The organism is Nocardia sp. NPDC050412, assembly GCF_044458825.1.
In the GTDB taxonomy this organism is placed as follows: domain Bacteria; phylum Actinomycetota; class Actinomycetes; order Mycobacteriales; family Mycobacteriaceae; genus Nocardia.
In genome coordinates, this window is sequence record NZ_JBITIJ010000026.1 from 1 (window position 1) to 18,736 (window position 18,736).

Sequence of the window (18,736 nt, forward strand, 5' to 3'; positions counted from 1 at the left end):
CGGCGCCAACGCCGTCAAAGTATCCGGATCCAACAACCCGCCACCATGATCAGCGGCTGAATCATCCGTGGTCCGAGACGTATTCGGCGCCACCGCACCCGCAGGAGCAGGCGCCGCCGGACCAGCAGCACCCGGCGCCGACCCAGCCTGCGGCCCCGCAGCCCCCGGCGCGACAGCACCCCCAGCGGCTGGAGGTGCCACGCCCTTACCTGGACCGGGCTGAACAGAACCGGCCTGCGGCTGGCCCGGCACCGCATTCTGACCACCCGGATCCGGCGATGAACCCTGTCCGTTTGCGCCCGGCGCCGTAACACTCGGCTGCCCCGATTGTGTGCCGTCTCTACGCCCCAACCGCGTCCATGGCGTCGCCGACTCCGCCGACGAATCTCCTTCGTCCGCTCCGGCATCCGCCTCCGGATCCAGCTCGGGATCGGCGACAACCGGCTCCACCAAAGGACTCGTCACAACCCACCACCCAACGCCCGCATACGGATGACGTGCAGCGCGGAGACCTCGAGTACCAGGCGGCGGCGACTCATCCGGTACTCCTTCCCTCGGTCACCGGGCCAGGCGAAGATGCTGGCGGCTACGGCGACTCGTGCACGTCTTCCCCAAAATTATCCTGATCGCGCCGCTTTCCACCACGGTTCCCAACGCTGGGAATCCTCGACAATGGGTTCGTCGAGGGCTTGCCCGAGCGGCACTGCCTGTCGACGCTGAATTTGCAGGTCAGGGCCCGTTCTTGGACGGAGTGCGCGATCGGAAGGTGGGTGCGGCTATGGCGATGAACACTAACCGTCTCATCCGTGCCTGGATCACCGGTCCCGCCGGGATGGCCGATTGTCGGTTCGTTGTTCGGGTCGCAGGTGCTGCCATCGACCCCGTACTGAGTAGGTGAACAGATGGGCTTTCTTGGCTTGAGCTGGAAAGATGTCGTCGTGACCGCGGTCTCCGTAGTGCCCGGCGTTGGCGCTCCCCTTGCCGGTCTCACCGACGCCGTCTGGACTGGGGTCGAGGAAGGCAGTATCAGCAAGGGGCTGCAGGCGGGTGCCACGACTTGGGCAATGTCGGCTATCCCAGGCGGGAAAATTGCGGGAGGAATCCTGGCGAAGGTGGGCGGTCCGATTGCGGAGAAGCTTGCCACTAAGGGAGGGATCGGCAAAGGGATCGATTATCTTGCGAAGAATAAGCAAGATATTTTCAAATGGACGAAGATACCAGGTCTCAAGAATCGCACCGCCTTCGGCAGGGGCGCCAAGGCTGTTGGCGTAGCGGGCTCGCGCGCGACCGGCCGCGCCGCGGGCGCCTATGCCGGAAGTCGTCTGGATGAGGCCGGTTGGTGGCCGGGGAATGGCTCAGGTGGCGGGGAGACCGCACTCAAGGCTATCCCTACTCGTCCGGCGGGGGCGGATATGAGCAATAGGTACTTCGGGGCTCAGGACTCGAAAGCAGTACTGGAGTACAACTCGGATGGTAAGGCGCAGCAGCCGTACCAGGTCGTGGCATGACCGAAACGCCGCAGATGCCGGTCCTTTATGTGCCGGATGTGTACGGTAACGGCTATCCGGGAGACGAAAAAAGCTACAACGTCTCGGCGGCTACTCGAAATCTGGTGGATTACCAGCTGTTGAAAACCGTCATCGCCAATTGGGACGCCCTGGGGTCGGGGAAGATGGGTGATATGCCGAAGCCGGGCGAGGTGATGCAGGTAACTCCGATCAGTATGAGCGAAATGCGATCGGAAACAATGGTCAACTATTCGCAGAGGTCGGAGACGCTCCGCAAGGCCTTCGACACCATGCAGACGGCATACGTAAATGTGTTCAACAAGGTCAAAGATGCGAAGGATGATCGGGCCACATATCAGGCGAAAATGGGTGAACTGATCGATTTGCTCAATACCGCTGCCGCGACACCACCCGAGGCGGGTACCGAAGACGAATACATAATGACTTATGTTGCCGCCGGGATCACAAAAAGTGCGGAGACAATGCAGGGGGCATTGGACCAGCAATCGGGGAACGCTACAACGATCAAGGATCAGGCCAAGCAGATCGAAGCTCTGACGAATGATCTGAAGGAACAGAAGTCGATCAACGATAAGCTCCAGAAGGAAATAGACGCCCTGAAGAAGCAGGGCCCCGGTAACCCGACCGGGACCGGCAATCCTTACGATCCAACGCAGGCCCAGCCGGTCGGCACTGGCACTGAAACAGGCACCGGAACCGACGACACCTGGAAGCCCCTCGACCTCGGTGCCGATGGCACTATCAAGGACGGCGCTTCGACCGACACTGGCACCGGCGGTTCGGACGGCTCGGGCACCGGGCCCGGCTCGGTCGGGTCGGCGGACCCGGGCTCCACGAGTCCCACGAGTCCCACGAGCGCCTCCCCGGTCTCGGCAGCCTCCCCCGATTCCGGGATGGGGTCGGGCCTCGGTTCCGGTATGAGCGACATGATGAACTCGATCGGCCCGATGATGCAGCAGCTCGCGCAGCAGGAAATGATGCGCCGCATGCTCGAGCAGAACGGCCAGAATGGCCAAGTCCAGCAGCAACCTCTGGCCGCGCAGCCCGCGGTCGCCGCGCAGCCCCAGGTGCAGGCCCAGGCTCAGCCGGCGGCGACAACCGCACCAGGTGCCCCGGCGGGGTCGACACCGCCTCCCGGCGCTTCCTCTTCGCAGCCCGGTCAGCCCGCAGGTACGGTGCCCGGCCACACTCCGGGTGCCGACGGCATGGTGGACTACACCTTCCCCGACGGCCGTACTCAGAAGGTCACCGCGGTGGCCGCGCAGGGGCTCGACGCCGCCTTCGGCAACCAGAGCGGTACCGACGCGCAGGCGGCCTATGCAAAGACACCAGCGAAGTGGTCGGACAAGAAGCAGATCGGCGACTCCAAGGATCCGAACGAGGTGATGACCGGCGATGTCGCGGTTTGGAAGGACCGCTCGGCGGTGGTGGTGAAGTTCGGCACCCCGGATTCCGGCGGCACGCTGGAGGCCGTTATCGGCGGAAAGCTGCAAGAGCTGACCTCCGACAACTTGAACCAGCTGTCGGACAGCGCGGGGGAATTCGGAGAGTTCTCCGGATTCGTCCACCCGCACGGCATCGAGGCATCGGCAGCGGGCGACCAGTCGGGCGGGGTGCCCGGCGGTGCCCCGACGGGCGACCAGTCCGGTGCGCCGATGCTCGCGGCCGCGGGCGGGGCGCCTGCCTGAGCACGCGCCAGGGTGAGAGGAGGCAGTGATGGTGGACGTCAACCCGGCGGAACTCGCCGCCGCGGCGGCGAAACTCGCCGCGCTGGCGCACGCCACCGGACAGTCGTTGCCCACGGGCTGGGTGTTGCCGGCTGGCAGCGATCCGATATCGGCCGAGGCGGTTCCGCAGCTCAATGCTCACGCCGCAAACCTGTTGAACGGTATGTCGGGTGTGCTCAGCGAGATTCACAAGACCGCGCAGAAGCTGGGTGCCGCGGCGGCGGATTACACCGTCGCCGACGACGAGGGAGCGCGCAAAGTTAACGGCAGTGGCGGCGAGGTGTTGGTCAATCCCGTCGCGGAGCCGATGCCGCTGAATGTGCGGCAACCGCCGGCTTTCAATATGCCCGCTGCCGGTGCCAGCGTTGATCCGCTGACCTTCGCCAACCAATTGCGTGGCGGTCTCGGAACGGGTCCGGCGAACAAGCTGTCGGCGGATGTGCGTGGTTTCCTCGGCGGCTTCCATCCCGCCGCCCTGACGGGCGTGGACGAGGCAACCCAGACGATGCAGCATTGGGTTCCGGTCGGTTCGGCCGCGGCATCCGAGTTGACCAAACATCGTGGCTGGCTCGACGAACTCGGCACCGGGCTGGGCAAGCTGGTCGAGGGCATCGACACCTACAGCAACGCCTTCACCACGGCGAAGGCCAAACACCCGACGCCCGAAGAGATCATCGCAGCCCGCAAGGAACTGCTCAAGGCGATGCGCTCCAAGAACGAGCTCGGTATCCAGGCCGCGCTGGCGAAGTTCCAGGAGCAGAACGCGCGTTCGGCGGAGACCATCACCGGTTACGCCACCACCGTCGGCTCCAAGAACGCGGAAAACGCCGGTTCGTCGAAAACCGGTTCGGGCGAGAGCAGTTCGAGCGGTTCGGGCGACAGCAGTCAGATGCTGAGCAGTCTGGCCCAGATGTTGCCGACCGTAATGAGTTCGCTGATGTCCTCCGGTCTGTTGAATCAGAACAGCACCGACTCGACGACGGAGGGGCTCGACGATTACGGCTACAGCGACTACGGCTCGACCGACTACGGTTCGCTCGGTGGCGGTTCGGCCGGTGGTGGTGGTGCCATGCCGATTTCCGATATCACCGGCGCGATGAATTCGTCGTCGAGCACGATCTCGCCCGTAAGTAGCATCGGCCCGATGCCGATGGTGAGTTCCTCGGGCAGTGCCGCGAACAGCTCGAGTCTGCCTCGAACCTCGGTGATCGAGCCGTTGTCGACCTCGGCGGCCGGTGCGGCGCGCGCCGCGGGCACCGGTTCGGGCATGATGCCGTACATGCCGATGTCGCCGGGTATGGGTGGTGCGGGCGGCGGCAATAACGAACGCAATCGCGTGGTGGCCTGGCATCCGGATCGGCTGATGTACGTCGACGACACCCCGCATACCGAACAGGTGATCGGCGAGAAGCCGACGATCGCGCCGACCGTGACACCGCCGACGCCGTCCCAGCCCAATCAGGCGTCCCAATCCGGAGGTTCCGCATGAGTGATATCCACCCCGATGTGCAGGCCGCTCTCGATGCCGCGCGCGAACTGCGCCATAAGATCGCCGATCTGCGCGAGAAGATCGATGGCATCCGGGCCCGTCGGCCGTCGCCGAGCGGCGCGGTGATTCCCGAGGTCGATGCCATGGGACGACTCGTCGGGCTGTACCTCGCTCCGGGCACCGTCGACCGGTTCGAAAGCGATGAACTGGTCACCGAGATCGTCACGGCCATCCGGGAGAGCACCGCCGACGCGGCACGTCAGTACGAGCAGCTCATGGACCGTGATCCGTGGGCCGAGGATCCCGAACCGGCCGCCGCCACCGCGGAGCAGGCGTCATGAGTGATGGCGACGGCGTAACCGTCGCCGACACCGTTCGATGGCTGCACCGCGAGGGGCTGGTCCGTTTGGCCGGGGTCGCCGATCGCACCCCGGATCTGCTGTGCGCGTATGCGATCGATGTAGCTACCGGAACCGTGAACGCGCATCCGGTCACCGGAGTCGGTGTCGGTTCGGACGTGGTCGCCCTTGCCGCGGACGATCTGCCGTATCCAGCTGGTTCACCGAAGCGGTTGGTGGTCGTCGGCGTGACCAGCGCCGAGGCGGTATTGGTCGTGGATCTGGCGGCGACACTGACCATTTCGATCAACGCTGACAATCCGGAGCAAGCGGCTCGTTCCTGGGTGCTGCAGTTGCTGCTGAATCCGGATGTCACGCTCACCACCAACAGCTCCGATCTGGCGGTTGCGGCCAGCGACCGCTGTCGGCAGAGTTTTATCCCCGGCGGCGGCGCGACGATCATCAATGTCGACGATCAGTTCCCCCCGGCCACCACGATCAGCCTGAATCCGACCACGGATGGGCCGGATCATCTCGACATCGCCCCGGACGGCACCGGTGAAATGTATCTCGGGGCCCGATTCTGGCAATTGAGTCAGGTCATGACCATCGGCGATGCCGCGTGGAATGCGTTGGCGCAGCAGCTGTCCGAACCCGATGAGCCGACTTCGGATAAACCCGCCGCAGGGCCGCCGGACCGAGTGATCGCGCCCGGCACCGTGGCACGCACCTAGGAGTAGCCGATGACCGAAATCCATGATCTCGACCCGGACGACCTCGACGAGGTCCCGGCGCCGGACTGGCACAGTCTGACCTATGAGGTGTTCAATCCGGACCACACCGTCGGTGTCGCCTGCGGTCGCGACGGCGAGGTCGTCGGGTTGCATATCACCGACGACGCCAGGGACAGCGGGGACACCTGGCTGGCCAACGAGATCCTCCGGCTCGCCCGGCTGGCGCATCTGAAGTCGCGGGTCGGCTTGCGGGCCGAGATGGAGCACAACGGCACCCGCCCGTACACCATCGATTCGTTCGATCTGCCCACCGAATCCTCTTATCGGGCAACCGAAATCGCCGAATTCGGCACCACTTCCTGACAGCCGGAATCTTCAGACAGGACCTGCCATGACCTACATCCTGGATATGGACGATCCGGACGACGTGACGGCAACCCATAATCACCACGTCGGGGTCGTGACCTCTTACACCGGCCAGGTCAGTGCGAATACCGATGCCTTCGTGTTGCAGCACAGTCCGTCATCGGCGCTCGATCACCGTACCGTCAAGGTGCGGGATCTGATCGTCGAATGGTTCGGGGACGCGGTCGATGACCTGAACAGCCATGCCGGTTCGATGCACAGACATGTCGTCGAGACGAACCATGCCATCCGCGGCACCGACGTCGCGGGCGGCACTCAGGTAACCGAGTCGATCTGATTCCCGGATGGACCCGGAGGAGCGCAATAGTCCGCATTGGAAGGCGATTGTCGGCGCGAACTGGCCGGAGATCTCGCCACGCGAGTGGCGTGCGCTGGAGACGGTCTCGCGTGACGGCGCGGAGGCGTTGGATCCTGAGGAGGCCGACCGCGCCCGCCGAGCCTTTGAGGACAGCGTCCGCTCTAGTGCCGGATTGGATCCGATCAAGGACGATCTGCGCGCCCAGCAGGGAACTTTGCGGGGTTTCGTCGATGCGCTGGTGGCCACCGCCGACACCTTCGGGCATATCGCCGGAATCGTCGACCGTACGCGCACCCACATTCTCGACATCGTCGATAACGCCGACCGCAAAATTCGCGCTGTTCCTGATGAGGTCTCCGACGAAGACGGCGACGGTTCGACCGTCGATGAGGAGCAGGCCAAGGTCAAGGAGATCATCGGACAGGCACGGGTCGAGGTCGACGAGGTGGCGAGGCACGCGCTGACCCTGATCGGACCGGGTGGCCTGCCGGAGTTGGAGGCGATCGCTGCCGCATTGGGGCAGCCGGGGCCGTGGCAACGTCGATCCTCCGGAGGGCCTGGAAATCGCGGACATTCGGATCCGCACGCGGGGCATGGGCCGCGGCATCCCGGGGCGTCACACCAGCGGCCGCCCGGCGTTCCGGGCTGGCCCAATGGCTGGCGATTGCCGGATGGTCATGGGGTGCCTCGGATCCCGGCATTGGACGCGCTGAATCGGCTCTTCGATCAACTAGGGCTGCCGCGGCCGTTCTCGCCGCTGCCCGGTGGTGAGCTCGGCGTGCCGAGCGTGCCGAGCGTGCCGAGCGGGCCGGGCGGCACGGACAGCCCGATTGTGACGCAGCCAGCGATGGGACCGCCGCCGGGTACCGAGCCGCAGGCGCAGGCGCCCAGTGCATCGTCGACCGGCATAGGTGCGCCCGGCTACGGGGCGGCCCCCGACTCCGGCTACCGGCCACAGCATATCGGTGAATCCGCAGGTGCGGCCGACGTCGGCGCGTCCCAGCCGGAGGCGACGACTTCCGGTGACAGCGGCTCGACATCCGCTGCGGCGGAAACCCTCTCGACATCCGAGGGCGGTTCCACCGACCATGACGTGATAGGTGCGGGGTCGAAGCCCGGTACGGATAAGTCGCTGGGGGCAAACCTCGATGGGGAACGCTTGGATTCGGCGCCGGGTGGCTTGTTCGCAACCATGCCGGGTGCCTTCGCGGGGCCGGTAGCGCCGCCGCCGGTCGTCGGGCCGCCGATGGTTACGGCACCGCCCGCTACCGCGCCACCAGGTGCGACAGGTGCCGCCGCGAGTCCGTCGGCACCGGGGGCAGATACGCGAGCGCCCCAGGGAGGCGATTCGCGGATTTCCGGTGCGGGGCCCCGGGTTTCGCCGGGACCACCAGCGGCGTCCGGTGTTTCGGCTCCGGGTGTTTCGGTACCGCCTGGCAAGAACGCGCCACCGCGTCCGGTACCCGGGGTTCCGGTCGGGTCGGATGCGACCCCCGATGACTCCGAAAAGTCCTCCGGCAGTGACCATCTGCGCGATGCGGTCGGCGCCGCGATGATCGCGGCGGCGGCCCCGACGTTCATGGTCGGTGAACGGGTCGACGGCGATCTCGCACTGGCGCGCACCTTGCTGAGCAGCCTGCTCGCGGCGGCCGAGTCCGCGACGGTCGGCACGGCCTGGGCGGTGTCGGTAATGCGGCATCCCGGCGGTATCGGCGCGTTCGTCACCTCGAACGAGGGGCAGGGATGGATGCCGGCGCGGGTGTACCTGCCTCGGGAATTATCGACGCCGTGGGTATGGTCGGTCTCGGATACAGCCTGGGAGGGGATCGCCGATCCGGCCCGAGTACTCGCGGAATTCGCATTGGCCTGGGGTAAGAAAACCGGGGCTCGGCTGACCGCGTTGGCATCCTCGCTACCGATCGAGGACGCGCTGAGTCGACAGATGGGCGATGTGCCGACGGCAGCTTCGGTCGGCGCCGCGGTGATGATGGACTTCGCCAGTCCGGCAGTAGGTTTGGTGGACCGGCTGGAACTGATCGGCGCGCCACAACTGCTGGAGCGGGCCGCATCGGTGCCCACCGACCGGATCGGTTGGCGCTGTGTGGAACTCGCCGTCGACGCGCATGCGCGCACGGCACGGCTGGGACCGAATGGCGCGACCGCGCTCGGCACCGCTGCCGTGCGCGAGCGGATCTTACAGGCATTCCGGCAGGCCAAACCGGTTCCGGAACAGTGGTGGGAAGAGCTGCGCGATGCCGATGATCTGTTGGTGGCGTCCATGTTGCCGCTGAAGGCGGATGTTTCGCGAATTCCATTGGGGGAGCTACGATCGGAAACCGCCGCTGGCCGCTCCGCTTCGGATGCGTCGGTACTGCGGTCGATGCTGTTCGAACGGCGCTGTGACGAATTGGTGCTGCTGTTGGCGGAGGAACCGACCCGGCAGCGCTTGCGCGATGCGATCTACGCGCACGGACAACTCGTCGACCACCCGGCGTTCACGCAAATGTCCGCCCAGACACCGCCTCCCGCGCCGCGCCGCTCGTCGGTCACCGCACCTCCGACGAGGTGAATCCCAGCGCCACGGCGCCGTAGTGCGGATATTTCCGCCGGGCACGGCGGATGTTCTGGGTATGTGGTTGCCATAGCGTTCGAGATGCCGAGGGGTCGGTCGAGCGCAGCGCTCGCGGACCAGCTCGGCTGCGGACCTCTCTTCGAGAGTCTGCGATAAATATCTGCTATCGAATGCTTGGAGGTTATCGACTTCAGCAACTGTTGATCAGATCAGCTACACGCAGTGCCGATCTACGCACGCTGTGCGCAATGAGCGGCTGCGCAAATATTTGGTGCGGCGTCACGCGTAATTGTCTTCGGTTTCCGCAGTGAGATACGCGTGGTGGCGATTGGACGACCGCCCTTGGCGGTTGACATGTGGTTATGTTGCCATGCCCGCATTCGGCGCGGTCGGGGAGTGGATTTATTCCACTGTCTTCAGCGGCGTCATTTCATATCGAAAAAGCAGAAAAGTTATGCCTGCGCGACTTTAGTAATTCTTAAGATAACTGTTAAGTAACAACATTTAACACATTGTGAGATCTGCGTTAATGTTTCCTCCTCCGGTGGAGGCGTCTTCGTCACATGCGTAACGTCCGTCCCGGAGACACCTTCAAAACTCAGGAGCTCTGAATTCTTTCCATCGCCACGAGCGATGATCCTGCGTACTTTTTTGGAGCAGTAATGGACACTGATACCAGATCCGCATCGCCGCTAGCGGGAGTCGCCGCGGTTCTCGCCTCCGGCCGTCGAGCCGAAAGCACGGCGGATATCCGAGCTCGTTTCGAACGGGCCAGTGCGAAGGTCGAGCAGGCCTCTCGCCAGGCCTGGACCGACCGGGCATTCAACCGGGTGCTGTGGGATGCGATCGTGGCCGAGGGCATTCTCGACCTGGTCGATGCCGGTGATAAGGCCGGTACCGTCGCGAATTTCGGTGCGGCGCTGGAAGGTATCGCGGCAGGTAGCGGTGACCCCGGCTTCACGATCGTGCCGATCACACACGGTCTGCTGGGTATGGGCGTGATCGCGGAGGCCGCCGCGCCCGAAGTGCGCGAACAGTGGTTGCGTCGGTTGTCGACCGGCCGGGAGATCCTGGCGTTCGCACTGAGCGAGGAGCACGGCGGCACCGATGCGCTGCGCCCGCACACCACCATCACCCGCGACGGTGAGGACTACCGGCTCGACGGTGTCAAATGGCATATCACCAGCGCCCCGATCGCGGATGTGGCGTTGGTGTGGGCCAAGGACGCGGAGAACGGTGATCTGGTCGGCGTTCTGGTGGAGACGGCATCGCCGGGAGTCTCCGTGACGCCGTTGGAGCCCGCTGGCACTCGGTCGGCGCCGGTCGGCCGCTATGCGTTCGAGGGTGTCCACATCCCGCGACATAATGTGCTCGGTCGCGGCCGCGGCAAGGAACTGCTCAACGCTGCGCTGCGCCGGGAGCGCATCATGGCCGGTTTCGTCGGCACCGGTGCGATGGATCGAATGTTGCAGCACGCCGTGCGCTTTGCCGCGACGCGCGAGGCCGGCGGCAAGGTGATCGCCTACCACCAGCACATCCAGCGCCGCCTGTGCGATATCAAGTTGCGCCTGGACACAATCCGTACCCTCACCGCCGACGCGGTAGCGAAAATGGCGGCCGGACAGCGCTATACGCTCGAGGCCTCGCAGGTGAAGATGTCCGCGATGCGTGCGTGCATGGACGCGGTGACCGACACCATCCAGGTATGCGGCAGCTACGGCGTGCAGGAAGAAGCCGGGCTGTATCAAATGTGGCTGGACGCGGTCTGTGTCAGCATCGCTGGCGGCACCGAGGAAGCGCACCGCCTGGTGATCATGCAGGAGTTGATCCGCGACTTCGCCATGCGGGCCGCCGCGGAATCCGGCCACGCGGATGCTGCCTGAATGAGCGAGTCAACACGGCCGCCGTCGTTGCGCAGCCGAGCGTCGACAGGTGAAGGCTTGCGCGAGCGCTGTGGGCGAACAGTCGATGCCGCCGGGCGTTGCTCGCTCGTGGCGGAGCCGAGTATCGGCGAGGTGGGGGCGTGAACGTGCACGACAACGTCGTCGAGGCCGTGCCCCGGCCGCGCGGTCTCGTGATCGCCGCTCTGTGCGGCACGAGTTTCCTTGTCGGGATGGACAATACGATCCTCAATGTCGCGTTGCCGACGCTTTCGCGCGAACTCGACGCCTCGACCAGCGTGCTGCAGTGGATCGTCGATGCCTACACTCTGGCCTTCGCGGTGCTGCTGCTGACCGGCGGCACGCTGGCGGATCGGTTGGGGCGCAAGCGCGTTCTAGTCGGCGGGTATCTGCTGTTCCTGCTCGGCGGCATCGTGGCGGCGGTGGCCGCGGACAGCGCGACACTGATCGCGGCTCGCCTGATCATGGGAGTCGGTGCGGCGGTGATGGTTCCGGCCACCCTGTCGACCATCGCCACGATCTGTGACACCGCAGCCTCTCGCGCGGCGACCTTCACCCTCTGGGCGGCCCTGAATGGTGCGGGCGTTGTGGTCGGTCCACCGATCGGCGGGCTGTTGCTCGGCCACTACTGGTGGGGTTCGATCTTCGTGGTCTTCTCCGCCGCCGTGGTGCTCGGGCTGATCGCGGTGCTGGCGCTGGTGCCGGTCACTCGGGCCGATCAGGTCCGCTCCATCGACTGGCTCGGCACCGTGACGGCCGCATTGGGTTGCGGTGCATTGGTTTTCGGTCTCATCGAGGGGCCGGAGCAGGGCTGGACCGCGCCGAGCACATTGGTGGCGCTCATCGGTGCGGTAGTGATCCTGGCGGTGTTCGCCATCGTTCAGGTTCGTAGCAGGCAGCCGATGCTGGACCGGCAGTTGCTCGGTGGCCCGAATGTGCCGATCTCCATGTTCAGCCTCGGTGCGGTCTTCCTCGCGATGTTCGGGGTGCTGTTCCTGGTAACCCAATATCTGCAGTCGGTGCGGGGTTATTCGCCGCTCGCCGCGGGGCTGACCTTTCTGCCCGGGGCGCCGGCGATCGCGGTCGGGGCGCGGCTGGGGCCGATGCTGCGGCGTGCGCTCGGATTAGGCGGTGTCCTTAGTGCGGGACTCACGATCATGCTGGCCGGGCTGGTGTTCGGACTCACCACCGACATCGAGTCGTCGGTGGCACCCACGCTCGTGGTGTTGGTGATCGGCGGGCTCGGTTACGGCATGGTGCTGAGCATTGGGCAGGACACGGTGATGGGCGCATTGCCGCCGCGGCGGGCCGGGGTCGGTGGCGCAGCGAACACCACGGTGATGCAGGTAGGCGGATCGATCGGGGTCGCCGTCATCGGAACTTTGGCCGATGTGTGCTATCGCGCGAATCTGACACTGCCACAGTCCCTTCCAGCCGCGCTGGCCGATACGACACGGGATTCGGTAGGGCAGGGTGTGGCGGTGGCCGACCGCGTCGGCGGGTCGGCCGGGGCGCTGCTGGTGCGCGACATCCACCTCGCGTTCATCGACGGCTACCGGATCGGGATCATCGCCGCCTTGGCCGTCGTGCTCGTCACGTTGGTCGCGGTGCTTATCCAAACCGCGCGCTCCGGAGGGCGCTCATCCGACGATCGGGAGCTGTGCGCGGACGCGCTCGAGCAGAACGACGCGCTCGAAGGAGCCGAGATGCCGCACCAACGGGCCGGATAACAACCGAAACCAATCTCGAGCCGATGCGCTCATTGATCGACTATGCGGAGGAATCATGACGGAAACGACCGAGTACCGGGGAGCATCCCAGGATGCCATCCAGCATCACTACGATTTCGGAAATTCGTTCTATGAACTATGGCTGGATGAAGGTCTGGTCTACTCGTGCGCGATGTTCGAGGACGGCGACACCCTGGAGCAGGCTCAGGTGCGCAAGATCGATTATCTGCTGGAATCGGGCAGGGCGGGCGAATCGGAACGCATCCTCGATATCGGTTGCGGTTGGGGAAGTCTCATGCGCGCGGCCCTCGACCGGTACGGCGTCTCGCACGCCACCGGAATCACCTTGAGCAGTCAGCAATACGACTACATCAAGGGACGACCGGACGACCGCATCGATGTTCGACTCGAGAGCTGGGTCGACCATCACCCGGAAAAGTCCTATGACGCCATTTTCTGCGTCGGCGCGATGGAGCACTTCGTTCGCTTCGGCTCGTCGCGACAGGAGAAGACCGCGGCGTATCGGCAGTTCTTCGAGCACTGCTACAAGATCCTGAAGCCGGGTGGACGACTTGTCGTGCAGACGATCGCGAAGGGCAACCGGCCGATCGACCAGGCCGTGATCGCCGATAACGCCTTCCTGTGGGCCGAGATCTTCCCGGAATCGGATATGCCCAGGTTCGCGGAGGTGGCCCATGCCGCCGAGAAGCTGTTCGAGGTGCGCTCGGTAGTCAACGGACGAGAAGACTACGCCAAGACCTGCCGGGAATGGCTCGAACGACTCCGGGCCAATCGCGACAAGGCGGTCGAAGTCGTCGGTGAGAAGTCCGTGCATACCTACGAGCGCTACCTCGATGTGTCCGCGGGTCAATTCGACAACGAGCACCTGGTTCTGCTCCGGTTCGCGTTCCGGCGAGTGCCCGAATAGACGCGAGCGAGCACAGATACGTGGATCCGCAGCCAAAGGCTGGGACCTCGAGAGAAAGGAAACATCGGATGAAGAAGATCAGCGCGATGACCACGCACGCGGCTGTGCTGGCACGAGTCGCCATTGTGGCTGCCGCCAGCACCGGCCTGGCCACGGTCGCGGCAGGCGTCGCCAGCGCGACCATCGAAAGCGATCGAGCGATAAAGCGTGACCGCGTCGCGGTGGTGTGGGATCGCTGAACGTGTTCGGTCTACCTTGGGGTCGGCGCCATCGGGCGCCGGCCCCACAGATCCCGTCCGGACCAGCGGATGAACCGGGACATGAGCGAGCCGTGAATGGCTACGAAATCCTCGCCGAAGTCGTGCGGTTGCCGATCAGCACTTGGCGCTACGAATGGGAATCGCCGGATGTTCGACACCTGGGTCCGATGGCACAGGACTTTCGTGCTGCCTTCGGTTTCGGGGACAGCGATAAGAAGATCTACAACGTCGATGCCAGCGGTGTCGCGCTGGTTTGTATTCAGGCTCTGCACAACGAGATCGCCGAACTCCGCGCGGAGCTCGACCAGCTGCGTGCGAAGTCGTGAAATCGAGTATTTACCCTGTCCAATACAATGATGTCTGGGATTGCAGAATGGGAAATATTGCCAAGGCCGTGCGAGTGGTTGCCGCAGCCGACGTCGCGGAAGTGGTCGGACCGCAGGAGCAGCATCTGCTGCCCTGCATAACCAGGGATACCTGTGGCGCCGAAGGGATTTCGGCGGCGATGGTGAATATGGCGCCGGGGAAGGTGGCGCGGGCGCATCTGCACGAGCGCAGTGAAACCATCGTGTTCTGCGTGACCGGACGGGCGGTAACCCTGATCGGTCCGGAATTGGAGCCGTACGTGCACGGACCGGGCGAATTCCTGTACATCCCGGAGGGGGTAGTGCATGTGGCGGTGAATCTCAGCGACACCGACGGTTTGGTGGCGGTGGATGTGCGTACCGATCCGCTGTTCAGTGACGATCTCGTGCTGACGCCGGAATTCGACGCCGCGGCAGTCGAGATCGCCGCGCGCCTGCGGCAGGAGCTGGCTCGGGTATGAGTGAGCGCAGCGAGCGAACAATCAACACAGCCACGAGCGTGCTCGGGCCGGAGCCGAGCGCCAGCGAGGTGGAGGCTATGAGTGAGCGCAGCGAGCGAACAATCAACACAGCCACGAGCGTGCTCGGGCCGGAGCCGAGCGCCAGCGAGGTGGAGGCGTGAGCACGGGTGTCGCGTTCGGCCGGGAAGCGGCCATGCGCAGCGGGCCGATCGACGACGCGTTCGCGACATTGGCGCGGCGACCGGATGTGATCTCGTTCGCGGTCGGTGCACCGGACCCGGCACTGCTGCCGGGTGAGCTGGTGTCGTCCTTAGCTGGGGCCGCGATCGCGAAGTACGGGAATACCGTGTTGCAGTACGGACTCACCCAGGGTTTCCCGCCGTTGCTGGAGCAGGCGCGAATACTGTTGTCCGGCAGAGGAATCGGATGTTCACCTGAACGGGTGCATATCGCAACGGGCGGATCAGGGGCATTGCACAACATCTGCATGGCGCTGTTGAATCGCGGTGCGGTGGTGCTCGTGGAGACCCCGACCTACGGTCCTGCCGTGAAGGTGTTCCGCAGCCACGGCGCGCTGGTGGTCGAGGTTGCCTCCGATGCGGACGGCATTCTGCCGGAAGCATTGGATAGCGCACTGGCACAACATGATCCGGCGTTCGTATATCTCTTGCCGACTTTCCAGAACCCGACCGGACGGACCATGTCCACGGCACGGCGTGCGCAGGTCGCCGAGGTGATCACCCGGCACGACGCATTGGTCGTGGAAGACGATGTGTACACCGACCTGCGGTATCGCGGTGAGCCATTGCCGCCGCTGTGGTCCTTCGCGCCGGACCGCACCGCCTACATCACCTCACTGTCGAAAACTCTTGCCCCGGCATTGCGGATCGGCATTACGGTGCTGCCGGATGACCTGCTCGAGCCCGTACTGGCCCTGAAACAGGGCATCGATATGCAGACCTCCGCCTTCAACCAGGCGATCGCCGCCGAATTCCTCGGCACACCAGTGGGATCCGAGCATCTGAGCCTGCTCGTGAAATCTTATGCGGCCAAATTGAATACGGTAGTGACCGCATTGGGAAAGTACTTTCCGCCCGGATTCAGTTGGACCGAACCCGATGGCGGAATGTTCGTATGGGTCGAGGGCCCAGCGGATTTCGACGCCGACATGTTGGTTGTCCCAGCGCTGAACAGGGGAGTCGCATTCCTGCCCGGATCCGCGTTCTTCGCGGCCCCCGACGCACCCCGCAACGCGATCCGGCTGAGCTTCGCCACCGTGCCCGAACATCGGATCGAACCGGGCATCGAACTGCTCGCCGGACTGTGCGAATGAGCATCGTCGGCGTCTGGGAGGTGGTGGCCGACGGCGCACCGTTTCGCTACCACGTCATGGCCTTCCACGCGGATGGCACCATGGCGCAATCGAATCCGGATCACGGCAATCGCGCCACCAGTGACAGCAATGGGATGGGCACCTGGAAGGCCGAGGGTGCAACGGTCTCGGGTGCGTTCCTCGAATTCACCGTCGACCGCGCGGACCCCTCGTCGGTGCAGAAGGGAATCGTGCGGTTCGACCTGACCGTGGACGGTGACGAGTTCACCGGCTCAGCCAGCGCAACCTTCTACGACTTATCCGGCACCCCACGCCGCGGTCCGCTCCCCGCCACCCTCACCGGCCGCCGTTTCGCCTATCCGGCGGCATCGGAAATCGCATGAAACCTCCGCATCCTCTTGGGTGACCAGTGGCTGAAGCGGACTACGATCAGCCTTCCCGACGCCATGGCAGCCAAGGCCGAGGCCGCCGGCGCCCATGGCGAACTCCCTTCGTCTCCGCACGCGAGCCACCCGTACGCCGGGGCTAGGCTCCTCGAGCCGCGCATGTTTTTGCGCGCCGCGCATGAAATTGCCTGGAATTGTGTGCGTGGCGGGCAAATTCGTGCGCGTCATCGTCGGAGCGCTAGTTGGGGGGTGGGGTGCGGAGGATTGAGCCGAGAGGGTGGGGGCGGTGGGTGGTGCGGGTTTGGGCGCGGTGGAAGCGGGAGCTGAGGAGGTTGGGGGTGGTGAGGTCGGGCCAGGTCCAGCGGATGACTTCCCAGCCGAGGTCTCGGAGGCGGTCTTCGCGCAGCTTCTCGCGGTAGACCGCGTCTGCGGCACTTCGGTGCGGTCCCAGATATTTGTCGTATTTCACTTTGCCGTCGAATTCGCCGATGACACCGAGTTCCGGCCAACAGAAGTCGGTGCGTCCAACGAACTGGCCGACCTCGTCGAGGATCACGGTCTGCAGTTCGGGCTTCGGCAGGCCGAGTCGGGCCATGAGTACCCGACTGCGCGATTCGCCGACGCTTTCGCTACGGCCGTCGAGCACGTCGATCGTGCGCAGGGCGGCACGATACCCCGGTCGTCCTTCGGCATAGGCGATCGACCGGCGCAGTGAAGCACGAGTGATCGAGAACCGATGCATCGCGGCATCGCCGAGCACAACCGCCTGCTCCAATTCGAGTGTTCGGGCCAAATCGACAACGGTCCGGTCAGGTACGAGAACCTGCAGCGATGCGATCGTGGTGACGTCCTCGTCCCGGAAGGGGGCACAGTGCACGTGTAAGTGCCTGCCTCGATGACCGCTGCCCTGCCGACGGGTCACGTGGACCCGATCCAACGGCACGTCCCACAACGGGAGTTCGTGAAGAGCGGCCGAGGACTGGTGGCTGATCGCCCCCGATGACGACAACCGTCGCGCCGTGGCCTCGATCAGCAACAAGTATCGAGTCGGCCGATCCATCGATTCGTATGCATCCGGCGGTAGATAGCATCCCGGCCGCACCCGAGCCCACCCCTCACGCGCGATTTTGCGTCGCAACTCACTGTCGCTACCCCCGTCCGCCAACACATCCCGCCGCTGGATCGCCCCGAACTCCATTCGCCCATCCTGCACCCCACCCCACCTCGACACCCTCGCCGAACCCGCCCTTCTGTGGACAACCGCCCCCTGTGGATAACTTTGTCCCGCGCACCTTTTCGCCCGCCACGCACGAATTTGCCCGGCGAAAACATGCGCGGCGGGCGAGAACGTGCGCGGCGGGCGAGAACGTGCGCGGCGGGCGAGAACGTGCGCGGCGGGCGAGAACGTGCGCGGCGGGCGAAGAGGTGCGCGGGGCTGGAAGTTGGTTCGCGCGGGGAGGTGGGGAAGCTGGTTTCGGGTGCGTTGATGCTGGGCGGCCTCACTCCGGGAGGTGTTCGGAGTGAGGGCGCTTCGTTGTTGGGTGGTGGTCAGGCGGGGTGGTTGAAGGCTCCCGCTTGGACCTCTGCGGTGAAGGTGTCCCATTCGGTCGGGGTGAAGGTCAGGGCTGGGCCGGTTGGGTTTTTGGAGTCGCGGATGCCGATGATGCCGGTGTCGAGGAAGGCGACTTCCACACAGTCTTTGGACGCTCCACTGCGGCTGCTTTTGAACCAATTGGCTTCGGACAGATCAGTATTCACGCTGGTACTCCTTGCCGTTCGGGCATAGGTGGTCAGGCGTTGCCGTTGAATTCTCCGTCTTGCACGCGTGCGGTGAAGGTGTCCCATTCGGTCGGGGTGAAGGTCAGGGCTGGGCCGGTTGGGTTTTTGGAGTCGCGGACGCCGATGATGCCGGTGTCGAGGAAGGCGACTTCCACACATTCCTTGGTTCCTCCGCTGCGGCTGCTTTTGAACCAGTGAGCTTCGGACAGATCGTTCACGCTGGTGCTCCTTGCCGTTCGGGTGTAGGCAGTCAGGCGTTGCCGTTGAATTCTCCGTCTTGCACGCGTGCGGTGAAGGTGTCCCATTCGGTCGGGGTGAAGGTCAGGGCTGGGCCGGTTGGGTTCTTGGAGTCGCGGACGCCGACGATGCCGGTGTCGAGGAAGGCGACCTCCACACATTCCTTGGTCGCCCCGCTGCGGCTGCTCTTAACCCAGTGAGCTTCGGACAGATCAGTATTCACGCCGGTACTCCTTGCCGTTC

General features: G+C 64.7%; 21 protein-coding genes and 1 pseudogene. 17 read left to right on the forward strand and 5 right to left on the reverse strand.

Annotated features, from left to right (window positions below; translation table 11 throughout):
- Positions 1–465: pseudogene (locus tag ACIBI6_RS39415) on the reverse strand (hypothetical protein); the annotation flags it as partial.
- Positions 466–902: 437 nt separating this feature from the next.
- On the opposite strand from ACIBI6_RS39415, the gene ACIBI6_RS39420 reads away from it, so the two are divergent.
- The 17 genes from ACIBI6_RS39420 (at position 903) to ACIBI6_RS39500 (ending at position 16,474) form a co-directional block, all read left to right on the forward strand.
- Complete coding sequence (locus ACIBI6_RS39420; protein WP_396960170.1) at positions 903–1,508, forward strand: hypothetical protein; 606 nt, start codon at positions 903–905, stop codon at positions 1,506–1,508.
- A complete protein-coding gene (locus ACIBI6_RS39425; protein ID WP_396960172.1) occupies positions 1,505–3,217 on the forward strand; it encodes a hypothetical protein in 1,713 nt (570 codons plus the stop codon). The genes ACIBI6_RS39420 and ACIBI6_RS39425 overlap by 4 nt, the downstream gene beginning before the upstream one ends.
- Before the next feature lie 28 nt (positions 3,218–3,245).
- On the forward strand, positions 3,246–4,745 hold the full coding sequence (locus ACIBI6_RS39430) for a PE domain-containing protein (RefSeq protein ID WP_396960174.1): 1,500 nt from the start codon (positions 3,246–3,248) through the stop codon (positions 4,743–4,745).
- Positions 4,742–5,086, forward strand: coding sequence for a YbaB/EbfC family nucleoid-associated protein (locus ACIBI6_RS39435; RefSeq protein WP_364356688.1), 345 nt, complete (start codon positions 4,742–4,744; stop codon positions 5,084–5,086). Before ACIBI6_RS39430 ends, ACIBI6_RS39435 begins: the two co-directional genes overlap by 4 nt.
- Positions 5,083–5,817, forward strand: coding sequence for a hypothetical protein (locus tag ACIBI6_RS39440; protein WP_396960177.1), 735 nt, complete (start codon positions 5,083–5,085; stop codon positions 5,815–5,817). The genes ACIBI6_RS39435 and ACIBI6_RS39440 overlap by 4 nt, the downstream gene beginning before the upstream one ends.
- 9 nt (positions 5,818–5,826) lie before the next feature.
- On the forward strand, positions 5,827–6,180 hold the full coding sequence (locus ACIBI6_RS39445) for a hypothetical protein (protein ID WP_364356694.1): 354 nt from the start codon (positions 5,827–5,829) through the stop codon (positions 6,178–6,180).
- 28 nt (positions 6,181–6,208) lie between these two features.
- Positions 6,209–6,520 carry a hypothetical protein gene (locus ACIBI6_RS39450; protein WP_396960179.1) on the forward strand — a complete coding sequence of 104 codons (312 nt, stop codon included), beginning with the start codon at positions 6,209–6,211 and terminating at the stop codon, positions 6,518–6,520.
- A 7-nt stretch (positions 6,521–6,527) separates the two neighbouring features.
- Positions 6,528–9,110 carry a hypothetical protein gene (locus ACIBI6_RS39455; RefSeq protein WP_396960181.1) on the forward strand — a complete coding sequence of 861 codons (2,583 nt, stop codon included), beginning with the start codon at positions 6,528–6,530 and terminating at the stop codon, positions 9,108–9,110.
- Between the two features lie 665 nt (positions 9,111–9,775).
- On the forward strand, positions 9,776–10,996 hold the full coding sequence (locus ACIBI6_RS39460; RefSeq protein WP_396960183.1) for an acyl-CoA dehydrogenase family protein: 1,221 nt from the start codon (positions 9,776–9,778) through the stop codon (positions 10,994–10,996).
- 140 nt (positions 10,997–11,136) lie between these two features.
- Positions 11,137–12,744, forward strand: coding sequence for an MFS transporter (locus tag ACIBI6_RS39465; RefSeq protein WP_396960185.1), 1,608 nt, complete (start codon positions 11,137–11,139; stop codon positions 12,742–12,744).
- 55 nt (positions 12,745–12,799) lie between these two features.
- The gene (locus tag ACIBI6_RS39470) at positions 12,800–13,672 is read left to right on the forward strand and encodes a class I SAM-dependent methyltransferase (RefSeq protein ID WP_396960187.1); all 873 of its coding nucleotides are present in this window, start codon (positions 12,800–12,802) and stop codon (positions 13,670–13,672) included.
- A gap of 68 nt (positions 13,673–13,740) precedes the next feature.
- The gene (locus ACIBI6_RS39475) at positions 13,741–13,911 is read left to right on the forward strand and encodes a hypothetical protein (RefSeq protein ID WP_396960189.1); all 171 of its coding nucleotides are present in this window, start codon (positions 13,741–13,743) and stop codon (positions 13,909–13,911) included.
- A 92-nt stretch (positions 13,912–14,003) separates the two neighbouring features.
- Entirely contained in the window at positions 14,004–14,258 is a 255-nt protein-coding gene (locus ACIBI6_RS39480; protein ID WP_396960191.1) for a tail fiber domain-containing protein, read from the forward strand.
- A 47-nt stretch (positions 14,259–14,305) separates the two neighbouring features.
- Positions 14,306–14,758, forward strand: coding sequence for a cupin domain-containing protein (locus ACIBI6_RS39485; protein WP_329411865.1), 453 nt, complete (start codon positions 14,306–14,308; stop codon positions 14,756–14,758).
- Entirely contained in the window at positions 14,755–14,919 is a 165-nt protein-coding gene (locus ACIBI6_RS39490; protein WP_364356712.1) for a hypothetical protein, read from the forward strand. The genes ACIBI6_RS39485 and ACIBI6_RS39490 overlap by 4 nt, the downstream gene beginning before the upstream one ends.
- Positions 14,916–16,091 (forward strand): PLP-dependent aminotransferase family protein, encoded by a 1,176-nt coding sequence (locus ACIBI6_RS39495; RefSeq protein WP_396960194.1) that lies wholly within the window; start codon positions 14,916–14,918, stop codon positions 16,089–16,091. Before ACIBI6_RS39490 ends, ACIBI6_RS39495 begins: the two co-directional genes overlap by 4 nt.
- On the forward strand, positions 16,088–16,474 hold the full coding sequence (locus tag ACIBI6_RS39500; RefSeq protein WP_396960196.1) for a hypothetical protein: 387 nt from the start codon (positions 16,088–16,090) through the stop codon (positions 16,472–16,474). Before ACIBI6_RS39495 ends, ACIBI6_RS39500 begins: the two co-directional genes overlap by 4 nt.
- A 241-nt stretch (positions 16,475–16,715) precedes the next feature.
- Here ACIBI6_RS39500 and ACIBI6_RS39505 read toward each other — a convergent pair whose 3' ends face one another.
- From ACIBI6_RS39505 to ACIBI6_RS39520, 4 genes are all read right to left on the reverse strand, one after another.
- Positions 16,716–17,675: a hypothetical protein gene (locus tag ACIBI6_RS39505; RefSeq protein ID WP_396960198.1), complete on the reverse strand. Its 960-nt coding sequence runs from the start codon at positions 17,673–17,675 to the stop codon at positions 16,716–16,718.
- A gap of 350 nt (positions 17,676–18,025) precedes the next feature.
- A complete protein-coding gene (locus tag ACIBI6_RS39510; protein ID WP_396960200.1) occupies positions 18,026–18,235 on the reverse strand; it encodes a DUF397 domain-containing protein in 210 nt (69 codons plus the stop codon).
- Between the two features lie 32 nt (positions 18,236–18,267).
- Entirely contained in the window at positions 18,268–18,474 is a 207-nt protein-coding gene (locus tag ACIBI6_RS39515) for a DUF397 domain-containing protein (RefSeq protein ID WP_396960202.1), read from the reverse strand.
- Between the two features lie 32 nt (positions 18,475–18,506).
- On the reverse strand, positions 18,507–18,716 hold the full coding sequence (locus ACIBI6_RS39520) for a DUF397 domain-containing protein (protein WP_396960204.1): 210 nt from the start codon (positions 18,714–18,716) through the stop codon (positions 18,507–18,509).
- Between the last annotated feature and the right edge of the window lie 20 nt (positions 18,717–18,736).

Bases quoted from the DNA above. Each gene is read 5' to 3' on its own strand.
- ACIBI6_RS39475 (WP_396960189.1), top strand. From the start codon at position 13,741: ATGAAGAAGATCAGCGCGATGACCACGCACGCGGCTGTGCTGGCACGA.
- ACIBI6_RS39440 (WP_396960177.1), top strand. From the start codon at position 5,083: ATGAGTGATGGCGACGGCGTAACCGTCGCCGACACCGTTCGATGGCTG.
- ACIBI6_RS39505 (WP_396960198.1), bottom strand. From the start codon at position 17,675: ATGGAGTTCGGGGCGATCCAGCGGCGGGATGTGTTGGCGGACGGGGGT.
- ACIBI6_RS39470 (WP_396960187.1), top strand. From the start codon at position 12,800: ATGACGGAAACGACCGAGTACCGGGGAGCATCCCAGGATGCCATCCAG.
- ACIBI6_RS39490 (WP_364356712.1), top strand. From the start codon at position 14,755: ATGAGTGAGCGCAGCGAGCGAACAATCAACACAGCCACGAGCGTGCTC.
- ACIBI6_RS39450 (WP_396960179.1), top strand. From the start codon at position 6,209: ATGACCTACATCCTGGATATGGACGATCCGGACGACGTGACGGCAACC.
- ACIBI6_RS39430 (WP_396960174.1), top strand. From the start codon at position 3,246: ATGGTGGACGTCAACCCGGCGGAACTCGCCGCCGCGGCGGCGAAACTC.
- ACIBI6_RS39435 (WP_364356688.1), top strand. From the start codon at position 4,742: ATGAGTGATATCCACCCCGATGTGCAGGCCGCTCTCGATGCCGCGCGC.
- ACIBI6_RS39445 (WP_364356694.1), top strand. From the start codon at position 5,827: ATGACCGAAATCCATGATCTCGACCCGGACGACCTCGACGAGGTCCCG.
- ACIBI6_RS39485 (WP_329411865.1), top strand. From the start codon at position 14,306: ATGGGAAATATTGCCAAGGCCGTGCGAGTGGTTGCCGCAGCCGACGTC.
- ACIBI6_RS39460 (WP_396960183.1), top strand. From the start codon at position 9,776: ATGGACACTGATACCAGATCCGCATCGCCGCTAGCGGGAGTCGCCGCG.
- ACIBI6_RS39425 (WP_396960172.1), top strand. From the start codon at position 1,505: ATGACCGAAACGCCGCAGATGCCGGTCCTTTATGTGCCGGATGTGTAC.
- ACIBI6_RS39455 (WP_396960181.1), top strand. From the start codon at position 6,528: ATGGACCCGGAGGAGCGCAATAGTCCGCATTGGAAGGCGATTGTCGGC.
- ACIBI6_RS39420 (WP_396960170.1), top strand. From the start codon at position 903: ATGGGCTTTCTTGGCTTGAGCTGGAAAGATGTCGTCGTGACCGCGGTC.
- ACIBI6_RS39500 (WP_396960196.1), top strand. From the start codon at position 16,088: ATGAGCATCGTCGGCGTCTGGGAGGTGGTGGCCGACGGCGCACCGTTT.